17 protein-coding genes are annotated in these 22,404 nt (G+C 62.1%); 9 read left to right on the top strand and 8 right to left on the bottom strand.

Going from position 1 to position 22,404, the window contains the following annotated elements:
- Positions 1 to 32: 32 nt before the first annotated feature.
- The 5 genes from BLS13_RS15845 to BLS13_RS15825 form a co-directional block, all read right to left on the bottom strand.
- On the bottom strand, positions 33 to 209 hold the full coding sequence (locus tag BLS13_RS15845; protein ID WP_093453670.1) for a Flp family type IVb pilin: 177 nt from the start codon (positions 207 to 209) through the stop codon (positions 33 to 35).
- 536 nt (positions 210 to 745) lie between these two features.
- Positions 746 to 1,510 carry a DUF2569 family protein gene (locus BLS13_RS15840; protein WP_176943627.1) on the bottom strand — a complete coding sequence of 255 codons (765 nt, stop codon included), beginning with the start codon at positions 1,508 to 1,510 and terminating at the stop codon, positions 746 to 748.
- A gap of 95 nt (positions 1,511 to 1,605) precedes the next feature.
- Entirely contained in the window at positions 1,606 to 3,012 is a 1,407-nt protein-coding gene (locus tag BLS13_RS15835; RefSeq protein WP_256325924.1) for an HlyD family type I secretion periplasmic adaptor subunit, read from the bottom strand.
- A gap of 2 nt (positions 3,013 to 3,014) precedes the next feature.
- Positions 3,015 to 4,757, bottom strand: a complete 1,743-nt coding sequence (locus BLS13_RS15830) for a type I secretion system permease/ATPase (protein WP_256325923.1) — start codon at positions 4,755 to 4,757, stop codon at positions 3,015 to 3,017.
- A gap of 115 nt (positions 4,758 to 4,872) precedes the next feature.
- Positions 4,873 to 6,222: an endo alpha-1,4 polygalactosaminidase gene (locus BLS13_RS15825; RefSeq protein ID WP_093453577.1), complete on the bottom strand. Its 1,350-nt coding sequence runs from the start codon at positions 6,220 to 6,222 to the stop codon at positions 4,873 to 4,875.
- 333 nt (positions 6,223 to 6,555) lie between these two features.
- On the opposite strand from BLS13_RS15825, the gene BLS13_RS15820 reads away from it, so the two are divergent.
- Positions 6,556 to 7,008 carry a glycosyl hydrolase family 95 catalytic domain-containing protein gene (locus BLS13_RS15820; RefSeq protein WP_371128219.1) on the top strand — a complete coding sequence of 151 codons (453 nt, stop codon included), beginning with the start codon at positions 6,556 to 6,558 and terminating at the stop codon, positions 7,006 to 7,008.
- Positions 7,009 to 7,697: 689 nt separating this feature from the next.
- Complete coding sequence (locus BLS13_RS15815; protein ID WP_093453574.1) at positions 7,698 to 8,531, top strand: amidohydrolase family protein; 834 nt, start codon at positions 7,698 to 7,700, stop codon at positions 8,529 to 8,531.
- Between the two features lie 21 nt (positions 8,532 to 8,552).
- Here the strand turns inward: BLS13_RS15815 and BLS13_RS15810 are convergent, their stop codons facing one another.
- Positions 8,553 to 10,373, bottom strand: coding sequence for an ABC transporter ATP-binding protein (locus tag BLS13_RS15810; RefSeq protein WP_093453573.1), 1,821 nt, complete (start codon positions 10,371 to 10,373; stop codon positions 8,553 to 8,555).
- A 201-nt stretch (positions 10,374 to 10,574) separates the two neighbouring features.
- The gene (locus BLS13_RS15805; RefSeq protein WP_093453571.1) at positions 10,575 to 12,923 is read right to left on the bottom strand and encodes a TonB-dependent receptor; all 2,349 of its coding nucleotides are present in this window, start codon (positions 12,921 to 12,923) and stop codon (positions 10,575 to 10,577) included.
- Between the two features lie 431 nt (positions 12,924 to 13,354).
- Here BLS13_RS15805 and BLS13_RS15795 point away from each other — a divergent pair, with 431 nt between their 5' ends.
- The 7 genes from BLS13_RS15795 to BLS13_RS15765 all read left to right on the top strand — a co-directional run bounded on the left by BLS13_RS15795 (position 13,355) and on the right by BLS13_RS15765 (position 20,568).
- Positions 13,355 to 14,971: an ABC transporter substrate-binding protein gene (locus tag BLS13_RS15795; RefSeq protein WP_176943626.1), complete on the top strand. Its 1,617-nt coding sequence runs from the start codon at positions 13,355 to 13,357 to the stop codon at positions 14,969 to 14,971.
- 184 nt (positions 14,972 to 15,155) lie between these two features.
- Entirely contained in the window at positions 15,156 to 16,085 is a 930-nt protein-coding gene (locus BLS13_RS15790) for an ABC transporter permease (RefSeq protein WP_176943625.1), read from the top strand.
- Positions 16,082 to 16,912 (top strand): ABC transporter permease, encoded by an 831-nt coding sequence (locus BLS13_RS15785; protein WP_093453565.1) that lies wholly within the window; start codon positions 16,082 to 16,084, stop codon positions 16,910 to 16,912. The genes BLS13_RS15790 and BLS13_RS15785 overlap by 4 nt, the downstream gene beginning before the upstream one ends.
- Position 16,913: 1 nt before the next feature.
- On the top strand, positions 16,914 to 17,900 hold the full coding sequence (locus tag BLS13_RS15780) for an ABC transporter substrate-binding protein (RefSeq protein WP_093453564.1): 987 nt from the start codon (positions 16,914 to 16,916) through the stop codon (positions 17,898 to 17,900).
- Between the two features lie 164 nt (positions 17,901 to 18,064).
- Positions 18,065 to 18,994: a LysR family transcriptional regulator gene (locus BLS13_RS15775; protein WP_093453562.1), complete on the top strand. Its 930-nt coding sequence runs from the start codon at positions 18,065 to 18,067 to the stop codon at positions 18,992 to 18,994.
- Between the two features lie 81 nt (positions 18,995 to 19,075).
- Positions 19,076 to 19,510 carry an AtzH-like domain-containing protein gene (locus BLS13_RS15770; RefSeq protein WP_371128217.1) on the top strand — a complete coding sequence of 145 codons (435 nt, stop codon included), beginning with the start codon at positions 19,076 to 19,078 and terminating at the stop codon, positions 19,508 to 19,510.
- Positions 19,511 to 19,596: 86 nt separating this feature from the next.
- Entirely contained in the window at positions 19,597 to 20,568 is a 972-nt protein-coding gene (locus tag BLS13_RS15765; protein WP_093453667.1) for a bile acid:sodium symporter family protein, read from the top strand.
- Between the two features lie 21 nt (positions 20,569 to 20,589).
- On the opposite strand, the gene mutL is transcribed toward BLS13_RS15765, so the two are convergent.
- Complete coding sequence (gene mutL, locus BLS13_RS15760; RefSeq protein ID WP_093453561.1) at positions 20,590 to 22,374, bottom strand: DNA mismatch repair endonuclease MutL; 1,785 nt, start codon at positions 22,372 to 22,374, stop codon at positions 20,590 to 20,592.
- Positions 22,375 to 22,404 lie beyond the last annotated feature (30 nt).

Here is a 22,404-nt window from a genome sequence, read left to right as displayed (position 1 = left end):
GGCCGGATGACGGCCGGAAGCCGTAAATCAAATCAGCACGTTTTTGCGGAGATGCAGGTTGATGCATCATTCATGGCTTTGCTGATCGTTCCGCCCAGGTTGACAGCCGCCAATGCGATGGCCGATCCAACAATTGCGAGGATCAATGCATACTCAGCCGCCGAAGCTCCGCTGGTATCAGCAATAAGTCTTTTGATAATATTTTTCATGATATTGCCCTTCATCGATATTATTTGGTAAAATTCCTAAACGGTAACATATTTACGCAAGCCAATTGGACAATTATAAAATACGAGTAATATTTAGTTGAAACTATTTGGCAAGCGATGCGCTAAGAAAGCAATATAAATAACAAGTCTCAATAAGTGATTTTCCTGCGGTTCATACGTAAATAAAATGACTTATTTTCCATTTCATAATTTACCAATGAATGCATGGAAACAAAACCGCCTTTCAACATCGTGAAAAATAATAACATTTTATTTTCACATTATTATTTTTAACTGATTAGTGGCGCAGAAATTTCGTATTTCCCGCATCACATTGTGATAATAATTGATGTTAACAGCGACGCCTATAAGTGATCATCTATCCGTGATGATACTTACGCGATGACAGACGGATTCCACGCGACGGCGTTGCGTACGGCCACGCATCGTTCCGCCGTTTCAGATCTTATGCAGGCCTTGATTGGGCCGAACGGCGCACGGCCAGGGCCGGCGGCTCCTACGGCGATGGTGCGGATTCAGGCGCGGATGCGCTGCCTGTAGGTAAGGTTCACCCGCCGCGACAGCAGCAGATAGGGCAGCCAGATCGCGACGCTGATCGCAACCTTCTGCAAATTCCCATGCAGCAAGGCATCGAATTGCATCTGCACGGATGCCGGTACTCCGGCAACGAGGTGCATCGTCCGGCTCATCACGATCTGCGCGAGCATATCGAGCATCCAGGCACCGGCCAGAACCCTCGGAAACAGCGGAAACCGCCGCAGGGCAAGCGCGAAGGCAACCGCGTAGCAGCTCGACAGGATCATGAGATCCAGCGACATCAACATGAATAACGCGTAGAGCCACTTGGGTGCTGACGCCGTCGGCAGCGGCATCGCCGCAAAAAATTCGATTGTGCGGATCGCCACATTGAGGAGCAGCCCGATCAGCAACATCGCCATGAAGCCGCCAGGGCCGAATTCAGCAGACTGGCGGCATGAAAAATAATCAACGCTGCGCCAGCGCCCGGCACGCGCCAGCCTGAATCTGGGTTGGGAAACCGGCACGTCGCTGTTGAAATGGTTCAGCATCCATCGCAGCACGATGACCGGCGCCGAAATTGCCAGGATGATCCAGGCCAGACTAACTAGGCTCGACTGCGCCAGCGTCGCCCAATTTCTGGCGGCGCACAGCCATATCGCCACGGCCAGCCAGATCAGCGATAGCAGCGGAACGCCGACTTCCAGCCTGAGAGCGTATCGGCTACCCCTTCTTTCCCATGCTGCAATCAGTGAATGGAACATGCTCTGTGATATTCCTGCAGGGGGCGATCCGCAACATGGCCCCATCCATAGCGGGGAATGCCTAGGGTCTGGCCCCGGGGACCGAGCGAAAACGATCAATGTTCGCGAAACGATGTCCAGAAGGCCCCCACCAGCGGCTCGAGCAGATAGTCGAGCGCCGTCCGCTTGCGCAGCGGGATCAATATCTGAGCGGGGAGCCCGGCACGCAGGGCAAAACCCTCGCCGCGAACGTCGCTGATAAGACGTAGCTGATCGACGGGAACGGTGACCTCCGCGGTGAAATAGCTCTGCCCGCTGTGCTCGTCGGTGAAGCTGTCGGCCGAGAGCCGGGTAAGCCTCCCTTCGAGTTCGGGCAGCGAGCGTTCGTGCAGGCCAACGAACTTGACGAGGGTGCGCTCGCCGACCGCGAGATCGTCCGCATCGTCCGGCGAGATCCGCGCCTGAATCAGCAACGGCGTGCGCTCGGGAACGACGTCCATCAGCTTCTGGCCTGGCGCGATCACGCCACCGGGGGTGAAGACCGTCAGGCCCACGACGGCGCCCGTTGCGGGTGAGCGTATCTCGGTACGTGCGAGCTGATCGCGCGCGGCGCTCAGGCGCGGCAGCAAGTCGCCAAGCCGGGCCTCGACATCGCGCAGATCGGCGGCAGTGCGCTCGCGATAGCTTTGTTCCGCCTGCAGCATCTGGATCCGGCTTTCGCGCGCGGCATCGCGGCTCTCGGCGACGCTGGCGCTGTACTGACCGCTCTCGCCGTCCAGTTGCGCCCGCATGCGTTCAAGCTCGCGCATCCGGGTTTGCGAGACGAATCCCTTGGCAGCAACCGGCTTGAGCGCGTCGATCTGCTGGTCGAGGAGGCGGAGCTGTTCGTTGGTCGATGCAACCTGGCGACTATAGCCCCGCCCCTTCTCGCCCGACTGGGCCGCGCGTTGACCGAGCGCGGCGCGCTGCGCGGCCAGCACCGCGGCGCGCGCATCGAGCTCACTCTGCTGGAGCTTGAGTGAAAGCCCCGCTTCGGCGCGATCTTCCGGGCGCAGTTCGGCAAATTCCACGGGTGCGGCGACCTGCGCCTGCCCCGATTGTTCGGCCTGGAGCCGGGCCCTCTGCGTGAGCAGCCCGATTACCTGCGACGCATAGCCACGTTCCTGCGCACGGGCCTCGGCCGCTGCGAGGCTGATCAGCAGCTGGCCCCGCAGCACGCGCTGTCCTTCGTGGACAAGAATCGCGCCCACCACCCCGCCATCACGATGCTGGACGGACTGGCGCTGCCCCGAGACGACGAGCGTGCCCTGCGCATAAGCCGCCGCATCGAGCCGCGCAAAAGCTGCCCAGCCAAGGAAGAGGACGAAGAACAGCCCGGCGATGATCAGCCCACCCCCGATCTCGCGTGTCGGTTCGGCGGCCGCCGCGAGCCGGTCAGCGGCATCGGGCGCATAGATGCTGTACGCCGCCGGCGCGGCGCCATGCGCGCGAGCGCGTGAACCGGGAACGGGAAGCGGCGTCACGCTCATGGCCTTGCCCGTCCGCCTTGCGCGACCGGCGCCATCACCGGCCGGACATTTTGTGGCACGATATGCGGCAAAATCTCGTCGCGCGGCCCGAACACCTCGATCCGCCCGCCGCGTAGCACCATGATCCGATCGACGATCGGCAGGATGCCGAGCTTGTGCGACACGATCAGGATCGTCTTGCCCTCCGCCTTCAGTCGGGCGAGCACAGCGATCAACTGCGCGTCGCCCTCGCTGTCGAGATGGGCATTGGGCTCGTCGAGGACATAGAGCGCGGGATCCCCATAGACGGCGCGGGCGAGCGCGATCCGCTGCGCCTGCCCTGCCGACAGCCCGCGGCCACCGGGCTGGAGGCGGTGTTCATAGCCGTTCGCAAGCTGCAGGATCAGCTCATGCGCGCCGACCTTTTGTGCGGCGGCAACCACGGCGGCATCTATCGCGGCCGAATCTTCGCCCAGCTCGGTCGCCAGGCGGCAGATATTTTCCTTCACCGTGCCCGCGAGCAGCGAAGGATCCTGCGGGAGGTAGCCGATATGGCATGCAAGCCGTTCGGGATCCCAGTCGCGCTGATCGGCGCCATCGATGCGGATCGTCCCGCGATCGGGAAGAATCGCCCCCGCGATCGCGCGCACCAGGGTCGATTTGCCGGCGCCGCTCGGCCCGACGATCGCCACCGCCTCCCCGGCCCGCACGGTGAAGCCGATGCCCCCGATCACGGCGCCGTCGCGGGCTTCGTTGAATATGGTGAGCTGATCGAGGAGCAGCATGCCCTTCGGCGCGGGGAGCGACGTATGATCGGGGACGAGATCGCCACGGCCGAGCAGTCCATCGAGCGCTTCATAGCTGTTGCGGGCCTGTACGATCGATTTCCAGCTTCCGATCAGCTGCTCGATCGGGGCCAACGCGCGCGCGATCAGGAAGGACGCCGCGAAGATCGCGCCGCCGCTGATCTTGTGGTCGATCGCCAGCAGCGCGCCCACCCCGAGCGCCAGCGACTGGAGTGCGAGCCGAGCAAAGCGTGTGGCGGCCAGATAGGCGCCCGCCGTGAAGCTGACGTCGACGATCGTTGCCATCATGCCCTGCCGCTGACGCAGCTGGCGCGCGACGACCGCGCGGCGCATTCCAAGCGCGCGCACGGCCTCCGCCGCCTGCAGAAATCCCTCCTGGCCGGCATAAGCGGCGACGGCCGCAGCCTGTGAGCGATCGAGCCGCGAATGGGTCGCCTTCTCGTTCCGCCAGGCGATGACCGGCAGGATGGTGCAGCCGATGATCGCGACGCATCCCAGCAGCGGGTGGATCAGGAAGCAGGCAAGGACGTAGATCGGGCCCCAGGGTGCATCGAACAGCGCAAGCACGCCCGGCCCGGTCAGGCTCTGGCGCATCGCGTCGAACTCGCGAAGCGCCTGGCGCGACACCGCGAGTTCGGGCCGCCCGAGCGTCGCTTCGAGAATGGCTGGTGCCAGCGCGACATCCACGGCGACGCTGGCGCGCACCAGCAGGCGGCTGCGCACCCGATCGAGCAGCGCCTGCGTGCCCAGCGCGAACAGCAGCGCCAGCGTCAGGAACAGCAAGGTCAGATGGCCCTGGGTCGGCACCACCCGATCATAGACCTGCAGCATGTAGAGCGTCGGCGCGATGTAGAGCAGGTTGACGAGCGCGCTGAACCCTGCCGCCCCAAGGAAATGGCGGCGGCAGAGAAGCAGCGCGGCGCGCATCGGGCCGGGATGGAGCTTAAGGTTCACCTATCGTTTCCACGACGACGTCCGTCCGACCCGCCATGGCTGACGTCGCCAATGTTCAATGGAAAATACCCGATCGTCATATGATGGCCTGGGTCGGCGTAAAAACACGAACGACCTAAATAATGTGGAAGTCCGTGTGACTCAGATCCGTTCCTATCGCCACGGTCGCTACCTGTACCTGCCCTGCGCGACCCGTGCCGTCAGGATCATAATAAATGATCCCGGTGGCCGGATTGTAGATGATATGGTCACTCGAATCATGCGCCCGAGTGCCTTCCCAATAGGCAGCATCGGACAGCGTACCGATCGCACCGGCGTTCGAAAAAAACGAATGGTCCAATGCTATGACATCGGTCCCCGGCTGAAAATCATGGATGTTATCGACATTATACTTGCCGCTAGCGCGAAAGACGAAGGTATCGGCACCGCTTCCGCCGGTGAGTTGATCGTTGCCCTTGCCGCCATCGAGCCAGTCATTACCATCATTGCCGTTGAGAATATCATTGCCGCTTTTGCCGTAAAGCGTGTCGTTACCGGCCTGGCCTGTGAGCGTGTTATCGTAACTGTCACCGGTCAGGACAAGGTCAACGGGCGGCGGCGGAGTAGTGGTCGTGGTCGTTGTGGTGGTTGTCGTGGTCGTCGTACCCCAGTCATCGTGAATGGTTTGACCGGGCAGAACCCCGGTATAGCTGACGCCGTCCAGATTGATATCGGCCGTGTAATAGCCAAGCCCGTCGTGCGCCGCTTGCGCTTCGACGTCGGCAACCTTGGCCGCATCGGAAACATACTCGATTGCGATGACGTCCTTGCCAGCGGCGAGCATCGGCTTCAGAAGATCAAGGCTCGCCTGCGTTTCGGAAAGCGGCTGCTTGGATCCGCTGTCGGTATAATAGAGATCTTCCTTGAACATTCCATCGATGTGATCAAAATAGGTTTTGTTGCTGAGCAACTCTTCAGCATTGTTGGCCCATATCTTGAATGTCGGATTCTTCGCATGAGCATAGTCCGCCAAGTAGGCGACCAGGTCAGCCATGGCTTGTTCGGCGCCGGCGGCTCCTCCCGGAGCATTATTCTTGGCCCATGACTGTTGATATTCATCGACAACGTCGAAATATATACCGTCATATCCTGCGGCAATCACCTTAGCGAGGTACGCGGTGGCCACGTCTCGCCACTCCTGCGTCCAATAAGCAACCTGATAATCACCTTGCCATTGCGGGTTTTCCGGGCCGATGATCGACTTGGGAATGGTGCTGAAATAATCCCGATATGTCTCCGCTTCGCCGATGCTGAAATACCCCAACAACAAACCATTTCCCGGTCCGCCGCCCATCTGGGCGACCTGCGTCGGGTTAAAAAGCGTTCCATTATCATCGTAGATATCGACGACCTTCACATCGAAAGGCGCTGCGGCAATCTCCGACGGCACGACCCCCTGCAAAACATACATTCCGGTATGAGTCATATTACATCCTCCGACATCTGTTCGAATTTGTTCAAAAGCCAAGCGACCACTGACTGCCTGAATCTTGATAAGCGGATGCTACTGAGCAATTAGTGGCCGATCGTAATACGTCTTCGCTCGGACAAGCCTGTTCGGCCACCCGCAGGATCAATAAATTCGTGGAGAAGGTTGGCCCCCGCCGTCTCGCGAAATGGCGTTAACTGGCTCAAGGTTTTCGAAGCAAGTCCAACATTTACAGAGTGTTAACTTATCGCGACCAACCGGCTGCCGCACACGCCGACTCGTTTCGCCGACGGGCCGACTGAGCGCGCGCGATCAGCTCTGAATTGACAAATCGCGACTCAGCTCGTCGGACCGCCCCGATTCCCTCGCACGGCTTGCCTCGCCTGGCGGCTCAACCTGTGGGCGCGCCTGCGCGACGGGGAGCATGCGCATACCATCCTCGGCCGGCTACTTGGCCCTGAGCGGACCTATCCCAACATGTTCGACTCGCACCCGTCGTTTCAGATCGATGGCAATTTCGGCGGAACCGCCGGCATCACCGAGATGCTGGTGCTTAACCGCGGCGAACTGGTTGACCTTCTTCCCGCCCTGCCAGCCGCATGGCCGAACGGCAGCATAACCGGCGTTCGCCTGCGGGGCGGCGCGGAAATTGACATGATCTGGCGCGACGGCAAATTGTATAGTCTTCAGTTGCGATCGGTTGTTGGTGGAAGCTGGATTTTGCGCCATCAACAGAAAGAGTGGCGGGTAACATTATCGCCAATAAGTATCTATCGCTTCTAACTCCTGTAATCATCTGATAATATAAATTGCGAATCCTCTTCGAGCGGCGACGATAAAATTTGCCTTTTCTTCACGGAGTGTGACACTGCTCCGATCAACATCGATATATCCTGACGGAACTTTATTCGCAAAATGGTTCATGCAATCTCACAATTTTTGGGGGCATTGACGGGGGCACTGGAACAAATGATCGTTGAGGAATCGACGATTTTCAGGGCTTTCAGTGCTGCTTTTCGAATCCCACTCTCTCCGCCAGTGCCGGCTCCCCCGGCATTCACCCCGATTAAAAATAAGGCACTGTATTCAAATTATATTATACGGAATTTTGGTTCCACCCCTGGAACCAGGAGTTGCGCTCGCTAAAAGTTGGCGAGTTTAGGGAATATAGAAAATTTGGGGGGGGGGGGGGCCTCAGCGTCTTTCAGTTGGCGCTGACGCGTTTGGCGATCCGATCGGCCAGTGCACTGAGTTCTTCGAAAATGTTCGCCGGCACGGAGTAGCCGCTGCACCCGTGACGTATAGCGAGTGGTCGCACAGACAGTTGCTTGAGGCAGCCCGAAGTTCCTACTTTTCGATTCCCCTACCCTCATGCCGGGCTTGCATGCGCGCTACGCTATGTCATCTGCTTAAGTGCGGGCACCTCGAAGTCAGTGGGCATTGTACCCGGCTTGGACAACAGGAGAGGGAAGATGGCCATTATAGATTGCCAAGTCCATGTCTATGAGGCTGATGGTCCTGAGCGCCCATGGGCTCACAAGATCGACGGGGCCGAGCATGCCACCGGCGACGAACAGATTGCGGCGATGGATGCGCTGGGGATTGACGGCGCGATCATCGTTTCGACGTTCACGACCTATAAGTACGACACGAGCTATGCGCAGCAGGTTCATGCCCAACATCCCGACCGCTTCGCGCTAGTCAAACCCATCAGGGTTACCGATCCGGCCGTCGGCGAGGCGATCACCGACTGGGCTTCGACACCGGGAGCAGTGGGCGTCCGGATCATGCTCGCGTTCGCGAAAAACAAGGATCCCCTCGATCCCGGGCTTGCCGGGGCGCTTGCAGCCAGCGCCAGGCACGCCCTTCCGGTCAACGTCTTTGCTACAGGATGCCTTGACGTGGCGAATGGCCTTGCCGCGCGCCATCCCGATACCTGCATGGTCATCGACCATGTCGGCCTGCCTCAGAACGGGCGCCCGGAATCCGTCGACCCCTGGACCGACCTGCCGAAGGTACTGGCTCTCGCGCAATATGAGAATGTTCGCATCAAGCTCAGTGGCGCCTGCACGCTGTCAGCAAAGCCGTTTCCGTTTAGCGACATCTGGGATCCGCTGCTGCGGATCATCGACGCCTACGGAATCGAACGGTGCATGTGGGGAACCGACTGGACGCGCGTGACCTCGGCGACCTACGAACAGGCCGTCGATGCATTCCGCACGACGACGCGCCTGTCAGATAGCGACCGCGCCGTGTTGATGGGCGGTGCCGCAGAGAAGATCTACGGTTGGGCGCCGTCGCGTTAGGCCATCATCCAGATTCAGACCCTAAAGCGCTTTGACGAAAGAGCGGTCTTTGTCATGGTCGGTGGCCACGAGATGGCCCGGCCCTGCTTCATCATAAGCGAAGACCCGTGGCTCGTCCCCGACACGCCGAACGGGGCTCGGAATTTCGCCATTGATCAGCGTCGCGGGCTGCGATCGTGCTGTCGGATCGCCGGTCGGCGCCGCAGCCAGCAGTCGCCTCGTATAAGGATGCTGCGCCCGCTCGAAGATGTCCCGACGGCTGCCAATCTCGACGATCTGGCCGAGATACATCACCGCAACCCTGTGGCTGATCCGCTCGACGATCGCCATGTCATGGCTGATGAACAGATAGGCAAGGCCGAGCCGGCGCTGGAGATCGATCATCAGGTCGACGATCTGCGCCTGTACCGACACGTCGAGCGCGGCCACCGACTCGTCAGCGATGATCAGCCGCGGTTCGGCGGCGAGCGCGCGGGCGATGCAGATGCGCTGGCGCTGGCCGCCCGAGAATTCGTGGGGGTAGCGCGCGGCATGATCGGTGGCCAGGCCGACATCAACCAGCAATTGCGCCACCCGTTCGCGAACTGCCGCGCCGCGCGCGAGCTTGTGCACGTGGATCGGTTCGGCGATCGACGCGCCGATCGTCATGCGCGGATCGAGCGAGGCGAACGGATCCTGGAACACATATTGGATGCCGCGATTGACCTGCCGGCGCAGATGCCGTGGCGCGCCGGCGACGTCGACGCCCTCGAACAGGATCCGGCCGGCTTGCGGAGCCGCGAGTTGCAGGATCGATCGGCCGATCGTCGATTTGCCGCAGCCGCTTTCGCCGACCAGCGACAATGTCTCGCCGGGTTCGATGTCGAAGCTGACCTGCTCGACCGCATGGACCCGGCTACGCACCCGCCCGATCACGTCGCGGCGCGCGACGAAGCGGGTTGTGAGACCGCGAACGCTCAGCACCGGCGGGTCGCCGGGGCCCTTTTCGGGCGGGACCGACGCGAGAGAAGACGAAAAGGGCTCGGGGTAATCCCTGCCCGCCATCGCCCCGAGCCGCGGCGCCGCGTCGATCAGCATCCGCGTATAAGGCGCCGCAGGGGCGGTATAGATCTGTTTCACGTCCCCGGTTTCGATCAGTGCGCCGCGCTGCATCACCACCACGCGATCGGCCATTTCAGCGACGACGCCCATGTCGTGACTGATGAACAGGACGGCCATTTCCAGCTGTTGCTGGAGTGTCCTGATGATCGACAGGATCTGTGCCTGGATCGTCACATCGAGCGCGGTTGTTGGCTCGTCGGCGATCAGCAGGCTGGGACGGCAGCACAACGCCATCGCAATCATCACCCGCTGCCGCATGCCGCCCGACAGTTCGTGCGGATGGCGGCCGAGCGCAGCGCGGGCATCGGCGATGCGCACGAGTTCGAGCATCAGCCGGGCCTGTTCGCGCGCCTCGGTCATTGACGCGCTGCGGTGGCGCGCGATCGTTTCGGCAATCTGCTCGCCGATCGAAACGACCGGATTGAGCGAGGTCATCGGTTCCTGGAAGATCATCGAGATCTCGGCGCCGCGGATGTCGCGCAACGCCGGTTCGGGGAGTTTCGCCAGATCGACGATGCTGCCATCCTTGCGACGAAAGTCGATCGCGCCGTTCAGGATGGTCGCATCCTGGCCGAGCAGGCGCAGGATCGAGAGCGACGTGACCGACTTGCCCGATCCGGACTCGCCGACGATCGCAACGGTCTCGCCACTGTCGACATGGAAGGAGATGTCGCCAATCGCCTGCGTGCCGCCGAAAGCGACAGAGAGGTTCCGGACATCGAGCAGGCGTTTCGGGTCCATGATCGTCCTCCGTGTCGTCACCCACCGTCATCTCGTACCTGAAGCCTTCTCCCGCTTGCGAGAGAAGGTTTGGATGAGGGTCTTCTTCTTGTTCTTCTTTCCAAACTCCGTGTTCGAAGCGACGAAGAAGAAGTAAGTAGACCCTCACCCAACCCTCTCCCGCAAGCGGGAGAGGGCTTTGGGAATGACGGTCGTAGCGCTTCACTTCACCCCATATTTCCAGTCAAACGTGACGCCCACTGTCCGCCGCGCCTCGACGTTGAGGATGCTCGTATATCCGCCCGGATCATTGCCGTTGGCCTGCACGGCCGACACATAAAATTTGTCGAAGAGGTTGCGCGCGAACACGCCGATCCGCCAGCCCTGATCGGGATTGCCGATACCGATATTGACGTTGGCGATGCCATAGCCCTTCACTTTTGTGTTGGGGTCGTAACCGACCGTGCGGAACGAACTGCGGTGGACATAATTGGCGGTCGCGTCGGCGACGATGCCCGGCACCACTTCATGCGAGTAGTTCGCGTTCATCTGATAGGTGAACTTGCTCGAATTGTTCAGCCGGAAGCCCGCCGCCTGGACGAAGCTCGCATTGGTACCGGGCACCGCGTAACAGGCGCCGACCGCATTGGGGTCGGTGGTCGTCGGTTGCGGGATCGGCGCGAATTTCTGGTAACAGGGCGCCTTGAAGTCGGTATATTTCGCGTCGAGATAGGTGAAGGCCGACGAGAAAGTAAGATCGGGGATCGGCTTCGCGGTCATCTCGAACTCGACACCGCGGGTGCGTTCGCCGCCGGCATTGCCGAGCACCTGCGCGACCGGATTGATGTTGGTGTTCAGCACGGTCGTCTGGAAATTTTTGAACTTCTCGCTGAACAATGTGAGGTTCAGGAACAGCCGGTGCTGCAGGAAGCTCGATTTCACGCCGAATTCGATCGAATTCACCGTTTCGGGCAGGATGTGTGTGATCACCGCATTGGTGGTGTCGGCCGCCGGGCCCTTATAACCGTGCGAGAAAGTGCCATAGGCCATCAGGTCGGGCGAATAGACATATTGCACGCCAGCGCGGTAGGTCGGCGCGGTCTTCTTGAAGCCCGCCGATGAGGCCGGCTTGATGCTGGTGCCTGGGAAGGTCGGCACGCCGGCCAGCAGGGCCGTTGTCGAATCCGCAGTCACGATATCGTGGGTCAGGCGGACGCCGCCGATCAGCCGGAACTGCTCGGTAACGTGATAGGTGCCGTCGAGGAAGGCGGCATAGCTCTCATTCTTGTTGGTGGTGAGGATACGCCCACCATTTTGGGCAACCTGTACGCCGGGGCCATAGGTCGCCGCGGCAAAGCCGTAGAGGCCACCGATCGACAGCAGGCCGCTATGGTTGAGCCGGTCATAATAATAGAGGCCGCCGACGAACTGGAGCGGCACATCCGACGGCGACGTGATCCGCAATTCCTGCGAGATCTGATGGCCGCTATAATCGTTGTAGGAATAGGTACCGGGTGTCGGGCTCGATCCGATCGGGGTCGCATAATGGCGATCGATCATCCGGAACGCGCTCAGCGACGTCAGCGTGTAGTTGCCCATCGCATAATTGAGCTCGAGCGAGGTGCCGCCGCTCTTGGTGTTGCGGTAGGAATCGGCGCTTTCGGCGATGTCGACATTGGTGGCCGACGGGGTAACGCCGGCAGCGATCACGCCGAGGCCGCCGGGTGCGTAGGTCACGCCGTTGCGGACGAAGCCGATGCCGATGTTGCGATAGGCCTGGATGAAATTGGGCGAGGCATGTTCATAGCGATAATCGCCGTTGAGCAGCACCGAGAGCGTGTCGGTCGGCTCCCACAGCAGGCGTGCGCGAACGCCGCGCTGATCTCGCGAGCCTTCCTTCTCGTGACGGATGATGTTCGGATAGACGCCGTCGCGGTTAAGGTAGGAACCGACGACGCGGAGCGCCGCAGTATCGCCGAGGGGCGCGTTGAGCACGGCCGAGGCGATCGTGTCGCCATGTTCGCCATAGGAAACATGGCCCTTGACGCCGAACTGGCCGAGCACCGGCCTGGCGGTGCTGATCGACACCAGACCCGCGGACGCGTTCTTGCCGAACTGGGTGCCCTGCGGTCCGCGCAACACCTCGATATGATCGAGATCGCTGAGATCGCCGCTGATATCGTCAACGAAGCCGATCACGACGCCGTCGACGACCATGCCGACCGATTGTTCGGTGCCGCTGTTCTGGCTGTTGATACCGGCGCCGCGGAGATAGACACCGTTGCCGCCGACGATGCTGAGCTGGACGCTCGGCGAAAGCTGGGTGAGATCGCCCGGGCCCTTGAGATTGAGCTTCGTAAAGGCTTCCGATGAGATCGCGGTGACGGCGAGCGGCACTGACTGGAGCTTGTCCGATCGGCGGGTGGCGGTAACGAGAATGTCATTACCAGTGGCGCCGTTGTCGGCAGGTGCCGCCTGGTCGGGCGTGGCATCGGCTGCAGCGGCGTGCGCCATCTGGATCGGAACCAACGCGGTTGCAGCAAGAAGCAAGGTGGTGAAACGGGCGGCCATATATTCCCCCTATGGTTGCGACGTCCGGCTCATGCCGATGCGTTGCAATTCAATAAGAGCAGTTTAGGGGCGCAGACTATGCGATAATATTTGAAAGACTTCGTACGAAGCGGAACGGCCTTTATCGCCAAATCGTACAACAGATTATCATACACACAATAAACAATTGCATGAAATTTGTGCATATGCCCATTTTGCGGGCGGCACAATGCACATTTATCGAACAGAATTGCACCTTTCCATAGGTGTTGTACGTCCGTATGCCCGACAGCATACTCATGTAAATAGCCGAAAAATATATCGAAATTTTCGCGTTCGGTCTTTTCGGCCACTTGTCCCATGCCATGCCGCATCGCTTCATCACGTTCGTTGAAACTGCTTGCGAAATGTCGCGCAGGCGCGGCCGCTCAATTATCGTTATGGTAGGCACCATGTCGTCGCACAGCCAGCCTTTCCCTGCATTCCTCTCGCGCCGCAATATGCTGGCCGGCGCGGCTGCAGCATTGACGGCAGCGTGCGCCGGGCCTGTTGCGCGCCGCCCGGATAGTGACACGCTGACCTTTGGCAGCCCGGCCAGCAATGACGATGGCTATGATCCGCGTGTGACGCTGTCGCGTAACGAAGAACAGGTCATCCTCCAGATCTTCGACCAGCTCGTCGTCGCCGATTGCGACAACAGCCTGCATCCCGGCCTCGCGCGATCATGGAAAGTTGCAGACGATTTCCGTTCGATCGCGCTTGAGTTGCGCGACGATGTGCATTTTCATGATGGCACGCCGTTCGATGCCGGAGCGGTGAAATTCACCTTCGATACGATCGTCGATCCGAAGACCGGATCGATGGGCGCGATCGACGTGATCGGGCCCTATGAAGGGGCCGATATCCTCGGCCGACATGCGATACGACTGCGCTATCGCGAGGCCTTTCCGCGCGTGCTCCACGCGCTGGCGGATATAAAGGCATCGATCGTCTGCCCGGCGGCGGTGCGGCGGCTCGGCAATCGGGGTTTCGCGCAGGCACCGGTCGGGACCGGCCCCTTCCGTTTCGTCTCGTGGACGAAGGGCGATCAGGTCGTGCTGGCGCGCAATCCCGATTATCGATGGGGGCCGGCGTTTCTCCCGACCGGGCCGGCACGGATCGAGCGGGTGGTCCACCGCTTCATTCCCAACGCCTTCACGCGGGTCGCGGCCCTTGATGCGGGCGAGATCGATATCTGCGCGCAGACGCCACCGCTCGATACGCGCAGTCTGGTCACAGGCGGCGGCTATAAGGCAATGGTCGGCGTGGCGCAGGGTCTGCCGTTCGGCTTCAGCCTGAACAGCTCGCGCGGCCCCTTTGCCGATCGCGATGTGCGGCGCGCCTTCATGATGGCGATCGACAGGCCCTGGCTGTCGCGCAACCTGTTCTTCGGCCTCGCCGATCCCGCCTGGGGACCCTTGGCCTCATCGATCCCCGAATATTGGGCCGGCGTGAAGGGCTATTATCCCTATGATCCGGCGGGCGCAGCCGCCCTACTCGATCGCGCTGGCTGGCGAACGGGCCCCGGCGGCATAAGGCAACGTGGTGGCATGCCGCTCGCGCTGTATCTGCCGATCTTCATCGAGCCCGAACTCGGCGTCGCGATCCAGGCGCAGGCGCGCCGCGCCGGCTTCGACATCCGCATCGAACAGGTGACGCGCCAGAAGCAGGACGAACTGATGTTCGGCAACGGCTATGATCTGCTGTCGCAGCGCTGGGATCATAATGATGCGAGCGTGCTCGAAATCCCGTTCCTGTCGCGCAATATCCCGGTGCCGGGGCGCTACTCATTCAATTGGGCGCGGATCCATGACCCCGCGCTCGATGCCATGCTCGGGGCAGCGGCGGAGGCGACGACGCAGGAGCGCCGCTCCGCGCTTTATGCCGATGCGCAACGCCGGATCATGGATGCGGCAGTGTTCCTGCCGATTCATGAGCAGGTGCAGACGATCGTCCATCCTGAGAGGGTGAGCGGGCTGCGCTATGCCAGCGGCAATTGGCAAGTGCGCCTGGCAGGAGCGAGTTTATGAACGGGCGCAACCAATTCCTCCCCGAGCTTGCTCGGGGAGGGGGACCATCCGAAGGATGGTGGAGGGGTCGGCGGGCCCTTCGGGCAAGCAGAAGCCGCAAGGGTGCGAGTTCGGGATTACCCCTCCACCGCCTTCGGCGGTCCCCCTCCCCGAGCAAGCTCGGGGAGGGGTTGGGGAGTTTCTTATGATCCGCTACCTCTCCCTCGCGATACTGCGGGCCATCCCCACCCTGCTCGTGACATGGGCGCTGGTGTTCGCCTTGTTCCAGATCATCCCGGGCGATCCGGTCAATTTGATGCTCGGCGGCTCGCCGGCCTCTCCGCAGGTGCGCGAGACGATGCGCCAGCAGCTCGGGCTCGATCGCCCGGCGCCTGTGCGCTTCGTTGCCTTTCTCGGCGACGTCGCGAAGGGCGATCTCGGAACCTCCTATCGCACGCGGCAGCCGGTAGCCGACATGCTCGCCGCCAATATCCCACCGACGCTCGAACTCGCCGCCGGCGGGCTGGTCGTCGGCGTGACGTTCGGCCTGATGTTCGGCTTGCTCGCGGGCCTCAGGCCCGGCGGGGTCACCGATTTCCTTTGCTCGACCCTCGTGCTGGCAGGCGCATCGCTGCCCAACTTCTGGAGCGGCATGCTGCTGATCTGGCTGTTCGGGATCGTGCTGCACTGGGCGCCGATCCTGAGCCATGGGATCGGTGCATTGATCCTGCCGTCGATCAGTGCCGGCCTGTTCGTGGTCGGCGGGTTTGCGCGGCTGATCCGATCCTCGCTGATCGAGACTTCGGCGCAGGACTATATCCGCACCGCGCGCGCCAAGGGCCTTCATCCCGCGCGCATCCTGATCCGCCACATATTGCCCAATGCGATGATCCCGCCGGTCACCTTGCTCGGCATGCAATTGGCGACGATGATCGGCGGCGCGATGGTGACCGAGAACATCTTCGCGCGACCCGGCATCGGTACCTTGCTGATCCAGTCGGTGCTGGCGAAGGATCTGCCGGTCGTCCAGGCGGTCGTGGTCTATACGACTGGCGCCTATATCCTGCTCAACCTGCTCGTCGATCTGCTCTGCCATCTGATCGATCCGCGCCTGCGCGTGGATGACGCACGATGAGCCGGCGCAAGACCTTCCTCGCGCATCCCGGCGCGACGATCGGCGGCGCGATGCTGGCGATTATCTTCGCCGCGGCCGCGCTCGCGCCGTGGGCCGCACCCTATGACTGGAACGCGATCGGCATCGCGCCGTCTTTGTCATCACCGTCGGCAAACTGCTGGTTCGGCACCGATCTCTACGGCCGCGACATCTTCTCGCGGGTGATCGCGGGCGGGCGCTATTCGATCGCGATCGGCATGATGACCCTCGCGCTGTCGATGTCGCTGGGCAGCCTGATCGGCATGGTGCTCGGTTATTCGGGCGGGCGGGTCGATGCGTGGGGCTCGCGGGCCATCGACGTGCTGCTGGGCCTCCCGGCACTCGTCGTGGCTATCATGATCGTGTCAGTACTCGGCGTCGGCCTTGTCAACGTCGCGATCGCGGTGGCGCTGGCACAGGCGCCGCATTATGCCCGCATCATCCGCAGCGCGACGATAATGCTGCGGCGGACCCTATTCATCGATGCGGCGCGCGCGATCGGCGCCGGGCCCTTGTCGATCACCTTACGCCATTTGCTCCCCAATGTCGCGCCAACCCTGATTGTCGTTGCGACGCTGAACCTCGGCGAGGCGATCCTTGCCACATCGACCTTGAGCTTCCTCGGCCTCGGTGCGCAGCCGCCAACCCCCGAGTGGGGCGCGATGCTCGCCGATGGCCAGGCCTATATGCGCTACGCGCCCGGACTGATGATCTTCCCCGGGCTGGCGATCTTCCTGACCGTGATCGCGGTGAACCTGCTGGGGAACCGCCTCTCGCAAACCCTCAATCCCCGTTCCAAAGGCCACTGACATGACCCGTCTGACGATGTTGATGAACAGCTATTATTCTGGGGCGAATGCCTGGTTCGCACTGGCCGAAGAGCGTGGATATTTCGCCGAAGCCGGGCTCGATATGGCGTTCACCGCCGGCAACGGTGCGTTCCGCGCGCCGCGGATGCTCGTTGAGGGCGACTATGACCTGACCTTTGGCGACATGTGTTCGTTGATCCGATTTGCGGCCGAAGGGCAGAATGTCGCCCCGGTCGGGATCTACATGATGCATCATCGCAGCCCGTCCGCAATCGCCGTTCCGTCCGAAAGCCCGATCCATACGCCGGCCGATCTGCACGGCCACCACATCATCGGCCATCTCTCCGACGTCGCGATGCGGACCTTTCCGGCTTATGCGAGCAAGGCGGGAATCGATCTCGCGAGGGTTTCGACCGCCATCTCGGATGACACGATGGCCGAAATGCTGGTGACGATGATGAAGGGCGGCTGCGACGGCGTATTCGGCTATGTGAGCAGCCAGCGTGCCGTGCTGCGCCAGGCCGATCCGGCGCTGGCTGCGCGGCTGCGGTTCCTGCCGTTTCCCGATATCGCGCCCGATCTTTACGGCAGCGTCATCATGGCCTCACGCAGCGCGATCACCGACAAGGCAGATGCGCTCAAGCGGTTCCTGCAAGTGGTCAACCGCAGCCTGATCGATGCGATCAACGACCCCTCCGCGGCGATCGATGCGGTGCTCGCACGCAATCCGTCACTCGATCGGGCAATCGAACGCGATCGCTGGCGCGGTACGATCGACGAAGAATGCTGCCATGACGAAACTGCCACGATCGGTTTCGGCGCCGTCGACACTGACCGGCTTGCCCGTTCCGCGACACTGATGGCCGAGACGGTGCCCCTGCCCCGCGTCGTCGCTGCCGCCGAACTGTTCAACGGCAATTTTCTGCCGCCGCTGGCGGACCGTCTGGCGGTCGCACTCGCCAATGGTCCAGTTTACGAATCTGTTTGAAGGCCAAGGCGATGGGGGACCTACACCCTTAGTCCCCAAAAGCTGATATATCGGGCTGGACTGCACGAACGTCGCACTTGCACGAGCCTCGCCTGATCGGCATTATCTCACAAAATCGTAGGAAGAGGGTGCTGGGCGAAGGCGTTTACGGCCGGGGACCAGCCATGTTGACCGAACTCACTGTGTTCGTGCGCGTTGTCGAGCTTCGGAACATCTCCGCAGCGGCCCGCAGCCTGCGCCTTTCCCCTGCCGCCGCCAGCCATCGCATCCAGCAGCTCGAAACCCGGATTGGTGCGCGATTGCTCAACCGCACCACGCGCAACCTGCAGCCTACCGAGGAAGGCTATATCTTCTACGAACATGCGCTGGATGTGTTGAGCGCAGTCGAACGGGCCGAAAGCAGCATCGCTTCGGTGGGCGGAACACCCTCCGGCGCACTCCGGATTACGGCGCCGCTGGGTTTCGGGCGCCGGGTGCTCGCGCCGCTGGTTGCCGAATATAACGAACTCTATCCGCGCGTGCAGATCCGCTTGCGTCTTTCCGATCATCTTATCGATCTGCTGGCAGAGGCGATTGACGTTGCGGTGCGGATGGCGAACCCCACCGACAGCAGCTTCATCGCCCGCCGGCTCGCCGATTGTCCCCGGGTGCTGTGCGCGGCGCCGTCCTACCTCGCCAGACACGGCACACCCGTGGCTCCGGCCGAACTCTCCGCGCATAACTGCCTTTTGCTTCGCTTCCCGGGGAGTCAGCAGGCACGATGGACCTTGCATGACGATGGCCGGCCGGTCGCGCTGAACGTCACCGGCAACCTCGATGCCGACGACGGCGACGTGCTCACCGAATGGGCGCTGAGCGGCCATGGTATCGCGCTGAAACCCTGGTGGGAAGTCGCCGATCATCTGCGATCGGGCGCATTGATCGAGGTGTTGCCGAACAATCGGCCTGAATCGGTGTCGCTGGTCGCGCTGTTTCCGCATCGCCAACTGGTTTCGGCGAAGGTGCGAACCTTCGTCGAATTCCTCAAGCAGAAGCCCCAACTGATCGAAGCACCGGATATTCCGGAGCCGGCCCGTATAGGGGCGGTGATTTGACAGATTGGCTTGAAACTGTTCGCGGGTCGCATCGGCTTATCAACGCGCGCGGCAACTCTATGGTGTTGCGGAAGGTGATCGATGGACAGAGCGGAGCATCGAAATGACGACCCGGACAGCACGAAGGCGTTGCGCAACATGATCCTCAACGAACCCGAAACTCTGGCCGAGGTCACCGCCGCCTTCCGCTCCTATGAGATCGCGCTGGGCGAGGAGGATGTCGCGACGCTCGACTCACTTTTCCACGAATCGCCCTTTACCGTGCGGTTCGGCGTCGATGGCGTGCTGTACGGCTATGAGGCGATCGCCGCGTATCGCCGCGCGCGCCGCGCCCAGGGCGGTTCGCCGACGCAGCGGCGGATCGATCGATCGGTGATCGCCAGCTATGGCCGGCACTTCGCGACGGTCGACGCCGAATTCACCCGCGACAGCGGCGAGCGCGGCCGACTGAGCCTGACCTGGGTGCGGTTTGTCGATGGCTGGAAAGTGGTTTCCACGCACCTTTCGATCGAGTGACCGGGCGCCGCAGCTTGCGGCGTGAGATCGTTCGGCCTGACGCACCCCCGCAATCAGGGGCCGTGCGATCCGACAAGGATAATATCATGAAAATCGATGGATTCCTGCTGGCCATGCTGGCCGCGGTTCTGCTCGCTTTGGCCTGGCCCGCGCCAGGCGCCCCGGGCGGCATATTGCACCTCGCCTCGGTCACCAAATATGGGATAGGTCTCGTCTTCTTCCTGCAAGGCTCGATGCTGTCGCCGGCAGCGATGCGATCGGGCGCCGCCAAATGGCAGTTGCATCTGTTTGTGCAGGCGATGACGTTCGTCGTCTTCCCGATTATCGGCGGGATCGCCTATCGGCTTCTGTCCGGCATGGTCACCGAAGAGCTTCGCCTCGGCTTCTTTTTCCTGTGCGCTATGGCGTCGACGATCACATCCTCGGTCGCGATGACGGCGCTGGCCGCGGGCGACGTTCCCAGCGCTGTGTTCAACGCATCGATATCGGGTCTGATCGGCATGATCGCGACGCCCGTCATCATGCTTTGGGTCGGGGCAGGCGGGCACGCCATGCCGCCGCTGCTCGATACGATCCTCGGCATATTGGCCACGCTGGCGATCCCGTTCGCGCTCGGGCAGATCTGCCGCCCGCTCACCCTGCCCTTCCTCGGCACGCGCAAGAAGGCCGTGAATCGGGTGGATCGCTTCATGATCATCCTGATCGTCTATGCGTCCTTCTGCGATTCCACGGCATCGGGGGTATGGCATCGCTTCAGCATCGGCCAGTTGCTGGTCGTGGCGCTGCTGGCATCGCTGATGCTATTCATCATGCTCCTGCTCACCAGCCTTTGCGCGAAGGCGCTCGGCTTCAGCCGTGAGGAGCGGATCACGGCAATGTTCTGCGGGTCGAAGAAAAGCCTGGCGAGCGGCGCGCCGACCGCCAAGATCATGTTTGCGGGGCATCCCGGGCTCGGGATGATCATGCTGCCGCTTCTGCTCTACCATCAGATCCAATTGGTCGTGTGCACGATTCTGGCCGGCTCATGCGCGCGGGACAACACAGCACGGGCAGAATGAAGTCCTGCCGCGGCGAGCGGTTCACTTTCTACCGAACAATTTCTCGATATCGCCATGGCCGAGCTTGATCCAGGTCGGCCGGCCATGGTTGCACTGGCCCGAATGCGGGGTAACTTCCATTTCGCGCAGCAGGGCGTTCATCTCGGCGATCGAGAGTAGGCGGCCTGCCCGCACCGATCCGTGGCACGCCATCGTCGCCGCGACATGATCGAGCCGTTCCTTCAGCGACAGCGCCGAATCATAGGCCGCCAGCTCATCGGCGAGATCGACGATCAGCCCCTTCACATCGCTCTGGCCGAGCAGGGCGGGCACCGCCCGCACCAGCATCGCCTTCGGACCGAACCGTTCGAGTTCGAGCCCCATTTCGGCCAGTTCGTCGATCCGCGCATCGAGCCGGTCGCACGCGACCTCATCGAGTTCGACGACCTCGGGCAACAACAACGCCTGCCGCGAGATGCCGCCATCGGCCATAGCCTTGCGCATGCGTTCGAGCACCAGGCGTTCGTGCGCGGCATGCTGATCGACGATCACGAGGCCATCCTCGGCCTCCGCCACGATATAGGTCGCCGCGACCTGGCCGCGCGCGACCCCCATCGGAAAGGCCTTGTGCTCGGGCGGTGGTTGCATGTGCCCGCCGGACTCGGATCGCCCCATCGGTTGCGGCGCGAAACCGGGAGCATGATCCCAGACGCTGCCCTGCGCGCTGCCCGACGGGGTGGGATAAGAGAAATTGCCGCCGCCGGACGCGGGGCGCGATAGGGACGGCAAAGCGCCCGGCTGCCAGTTGCCGAGCGCACCCGCCGAGGGACGCTGCGCACTGCGATGCCCCGCCGCGTCGAGCGCGGCCCGTAACCCGCCGACGATCATCCCGCGGATCAGCCCGGGATCGCGGAATCGCACTTCGGTCTTGGCCGGATGGACGTTCACGTCGACCTGATCGCCGGGCAATTCGACGAACAAGGCCACCACCGGGTGGCGGTCGCGTGCGAGCATGTCCTGATAGGCCGCGCGCACCGCGCCGATCAGCAGCCGGTCCTTGACCGGCCGGCCGTTGACGAACAGAAACTGGTGATCCGAAATGCCACGGTTGAAGGTGGGCAGCCCGGCCACTCCGGCCAAGGTGACACCCTCGCGCCGATAATCGACCGCGACGCTGTTATCGGCGAGATCGCGGTCGGTGAGCGCCGCCACCCGATCGATCTGCGCTTCACCTGGCGAAACCGAGAGCGCCCGCCGACCATCATGCTGGACCGAGAAACCAATATCGGGCCGCGCCATCGCCAGCCTTTTGACGACATCAATGCAGGCGGCGAACTCGGAGCGGGCCGAGCGCAGGAATTTGCGGCGCGCGGGGACCTTGGCGAACAGGTTGGCAACCCGGATGCGCGTGCCCGGCGGCAAGGCGGCCGGCCCCTCCCCCGCCAGCACGCCATGATCGATCCGGCGGGACCAGCCATCGGCGCCGCGCACCCGGCTCTCGATCGTGACGTCGGCGACACTGGCGATCGACGGCAGGGCCTCGCCACGAAAACCCAATGTCGTTACGTCCTCGATCGCGTCGTCGGGCAGTTTCGACGTGGCGTGCCGCTCAAGCGCCAGCGTGATTTCGTCCGGGGCCATGCCGCAGCCGTCGTCGATCACTTCGATCGCGCTGAGCCCGCCTTCGCCCAGCAAAACGGCGATCCGGGTGGCGCCCGCATCGATCGCATTTTCCACAAGTTCTTTCAACGCGCTGGCGGGCCTTTCGACCACTTCGCCTGCGGCGATACGATTCACCAGATGCTCTGGCAGGCGGCGTATTGACATGGATGACGCTGTAGCCCAAGCGGCGGCTTT

Source organism: Sphingomonas sp. YR710 (genome assembly GCF_900101455.1).
Taxonomy (GTDB): Bacteria; Pseudomonadota; Alphaproteobacteria; order Sphingomonadales; family Sphingomonadaceae; genus Rhizorhabdus.
The sequence above is the reverse complement of the archived record's forward strand: the minus strand, read 5'-3'. Positions and strand labels throughout refer to the sequence as shown.

Excerpts from the sequence above, each read along its gene's own strand:
- BLS13_RS15805 (WP_093453571.1), bottom strand. The coding sequence starts at position 12,923 with ATGGCCGCCCGTTTCACCACCTTGCTTCTTGCTGCAACCGCGTTGGTT.
- BLS13_RS15775 (WP_093453562.1), top strand. The coding sequence starts at position 18,065 with ATGTTGACCGAACTCACTGTGTTCGTGCGCGTTGTCGAGCTTCGGAAC.
- BLS13_RS15765 (WP_093453667.1), top strand. The coding sequence starts at position 19,597 with ATGAAAATCGATGGATTCCTGCTGGCCATGCTGGCCGCGGTTCTGCTC.
- BLS13_RS15845 (WP_093453670.1), bottom strand. The coding sequence starts at position 209 with ATGAAAAATATTATCAAAAGACTTATTGCTGATACCAGCGGAGCTTCG.
- BLS13_RS15780 (WP_093453564.1), top strand. The coding sequence starts at position 16,914 with ATGACCCGTCTGACGATGTTGATGAACAGCTATTATTCTGGGGCGAAT.
- BLS13_RS15815 (WP_093453574.1), top strand. The coding sequence starts at position 7,698 with ATGGCCATTATAGATTGCCAAGTCCATGTCTATGAGGCTGATGGTCCT.
- BLS13_RS15825 (WP_093453577.1), bottom strand. The coding sequence starts at position 6,222 with ATGACTCATACCGGAATGTATGTTTTGCAGGGGGTCGTGCCGTCGGAG.
- BLS13_RS15785 (WP_093453565.1), top strand. The coding sequence starts at position 16,082 with ATGAGCCGGCGCAAGACCTTCCTCGCGCATCCCGGCGCGACGATCGGC.
- BLS13_RS15810 (WP_093453573.1), bottom strand. The coding sequence starts at position 10,373 with ATGGACCCGAAACGCCTGCTCGATGTCCGGAACCTCTCTGTCGCTTTC.
- BLS13_RS15795 (WP_176943626.1), top strand. The coding sequence starts at position 13,355 with ATGTCGTCGCACAGCCAGCCTTTCCCTGCATTCCTCTCGCGCCGCAAT.
- mutL (WP_093453561.1), bottom strand. The coding sequence starts at position 22,374 with ATGTCAATACGCCGCCTGCCAGAGCATCTGGTGAATCGTATCGCCGCA.
- BLS13_RS15840 (WP_176943627.1), bottom strand. The coding sequence starts at position 1,510 with ATGTTCCATTCACTGATTGCAGCATGGGAAAGAAGGGGTAGCCGATAC.
- BLS13_RS15770 (WP_371128217.1), top strand. The coding sequence starts at position 19,076 with ATGGACAGAGCGGAGCATCGAAATGACGACCCGGACAGCACGAAGGCG.
- BLS13_RS15790 (WP_176943625.1), top strand. The coding sequence starts at position 15,156 with ATGATCCGCTACCTCTCCCTCGCGATACTGCGGGCCATCCCCACCCTG.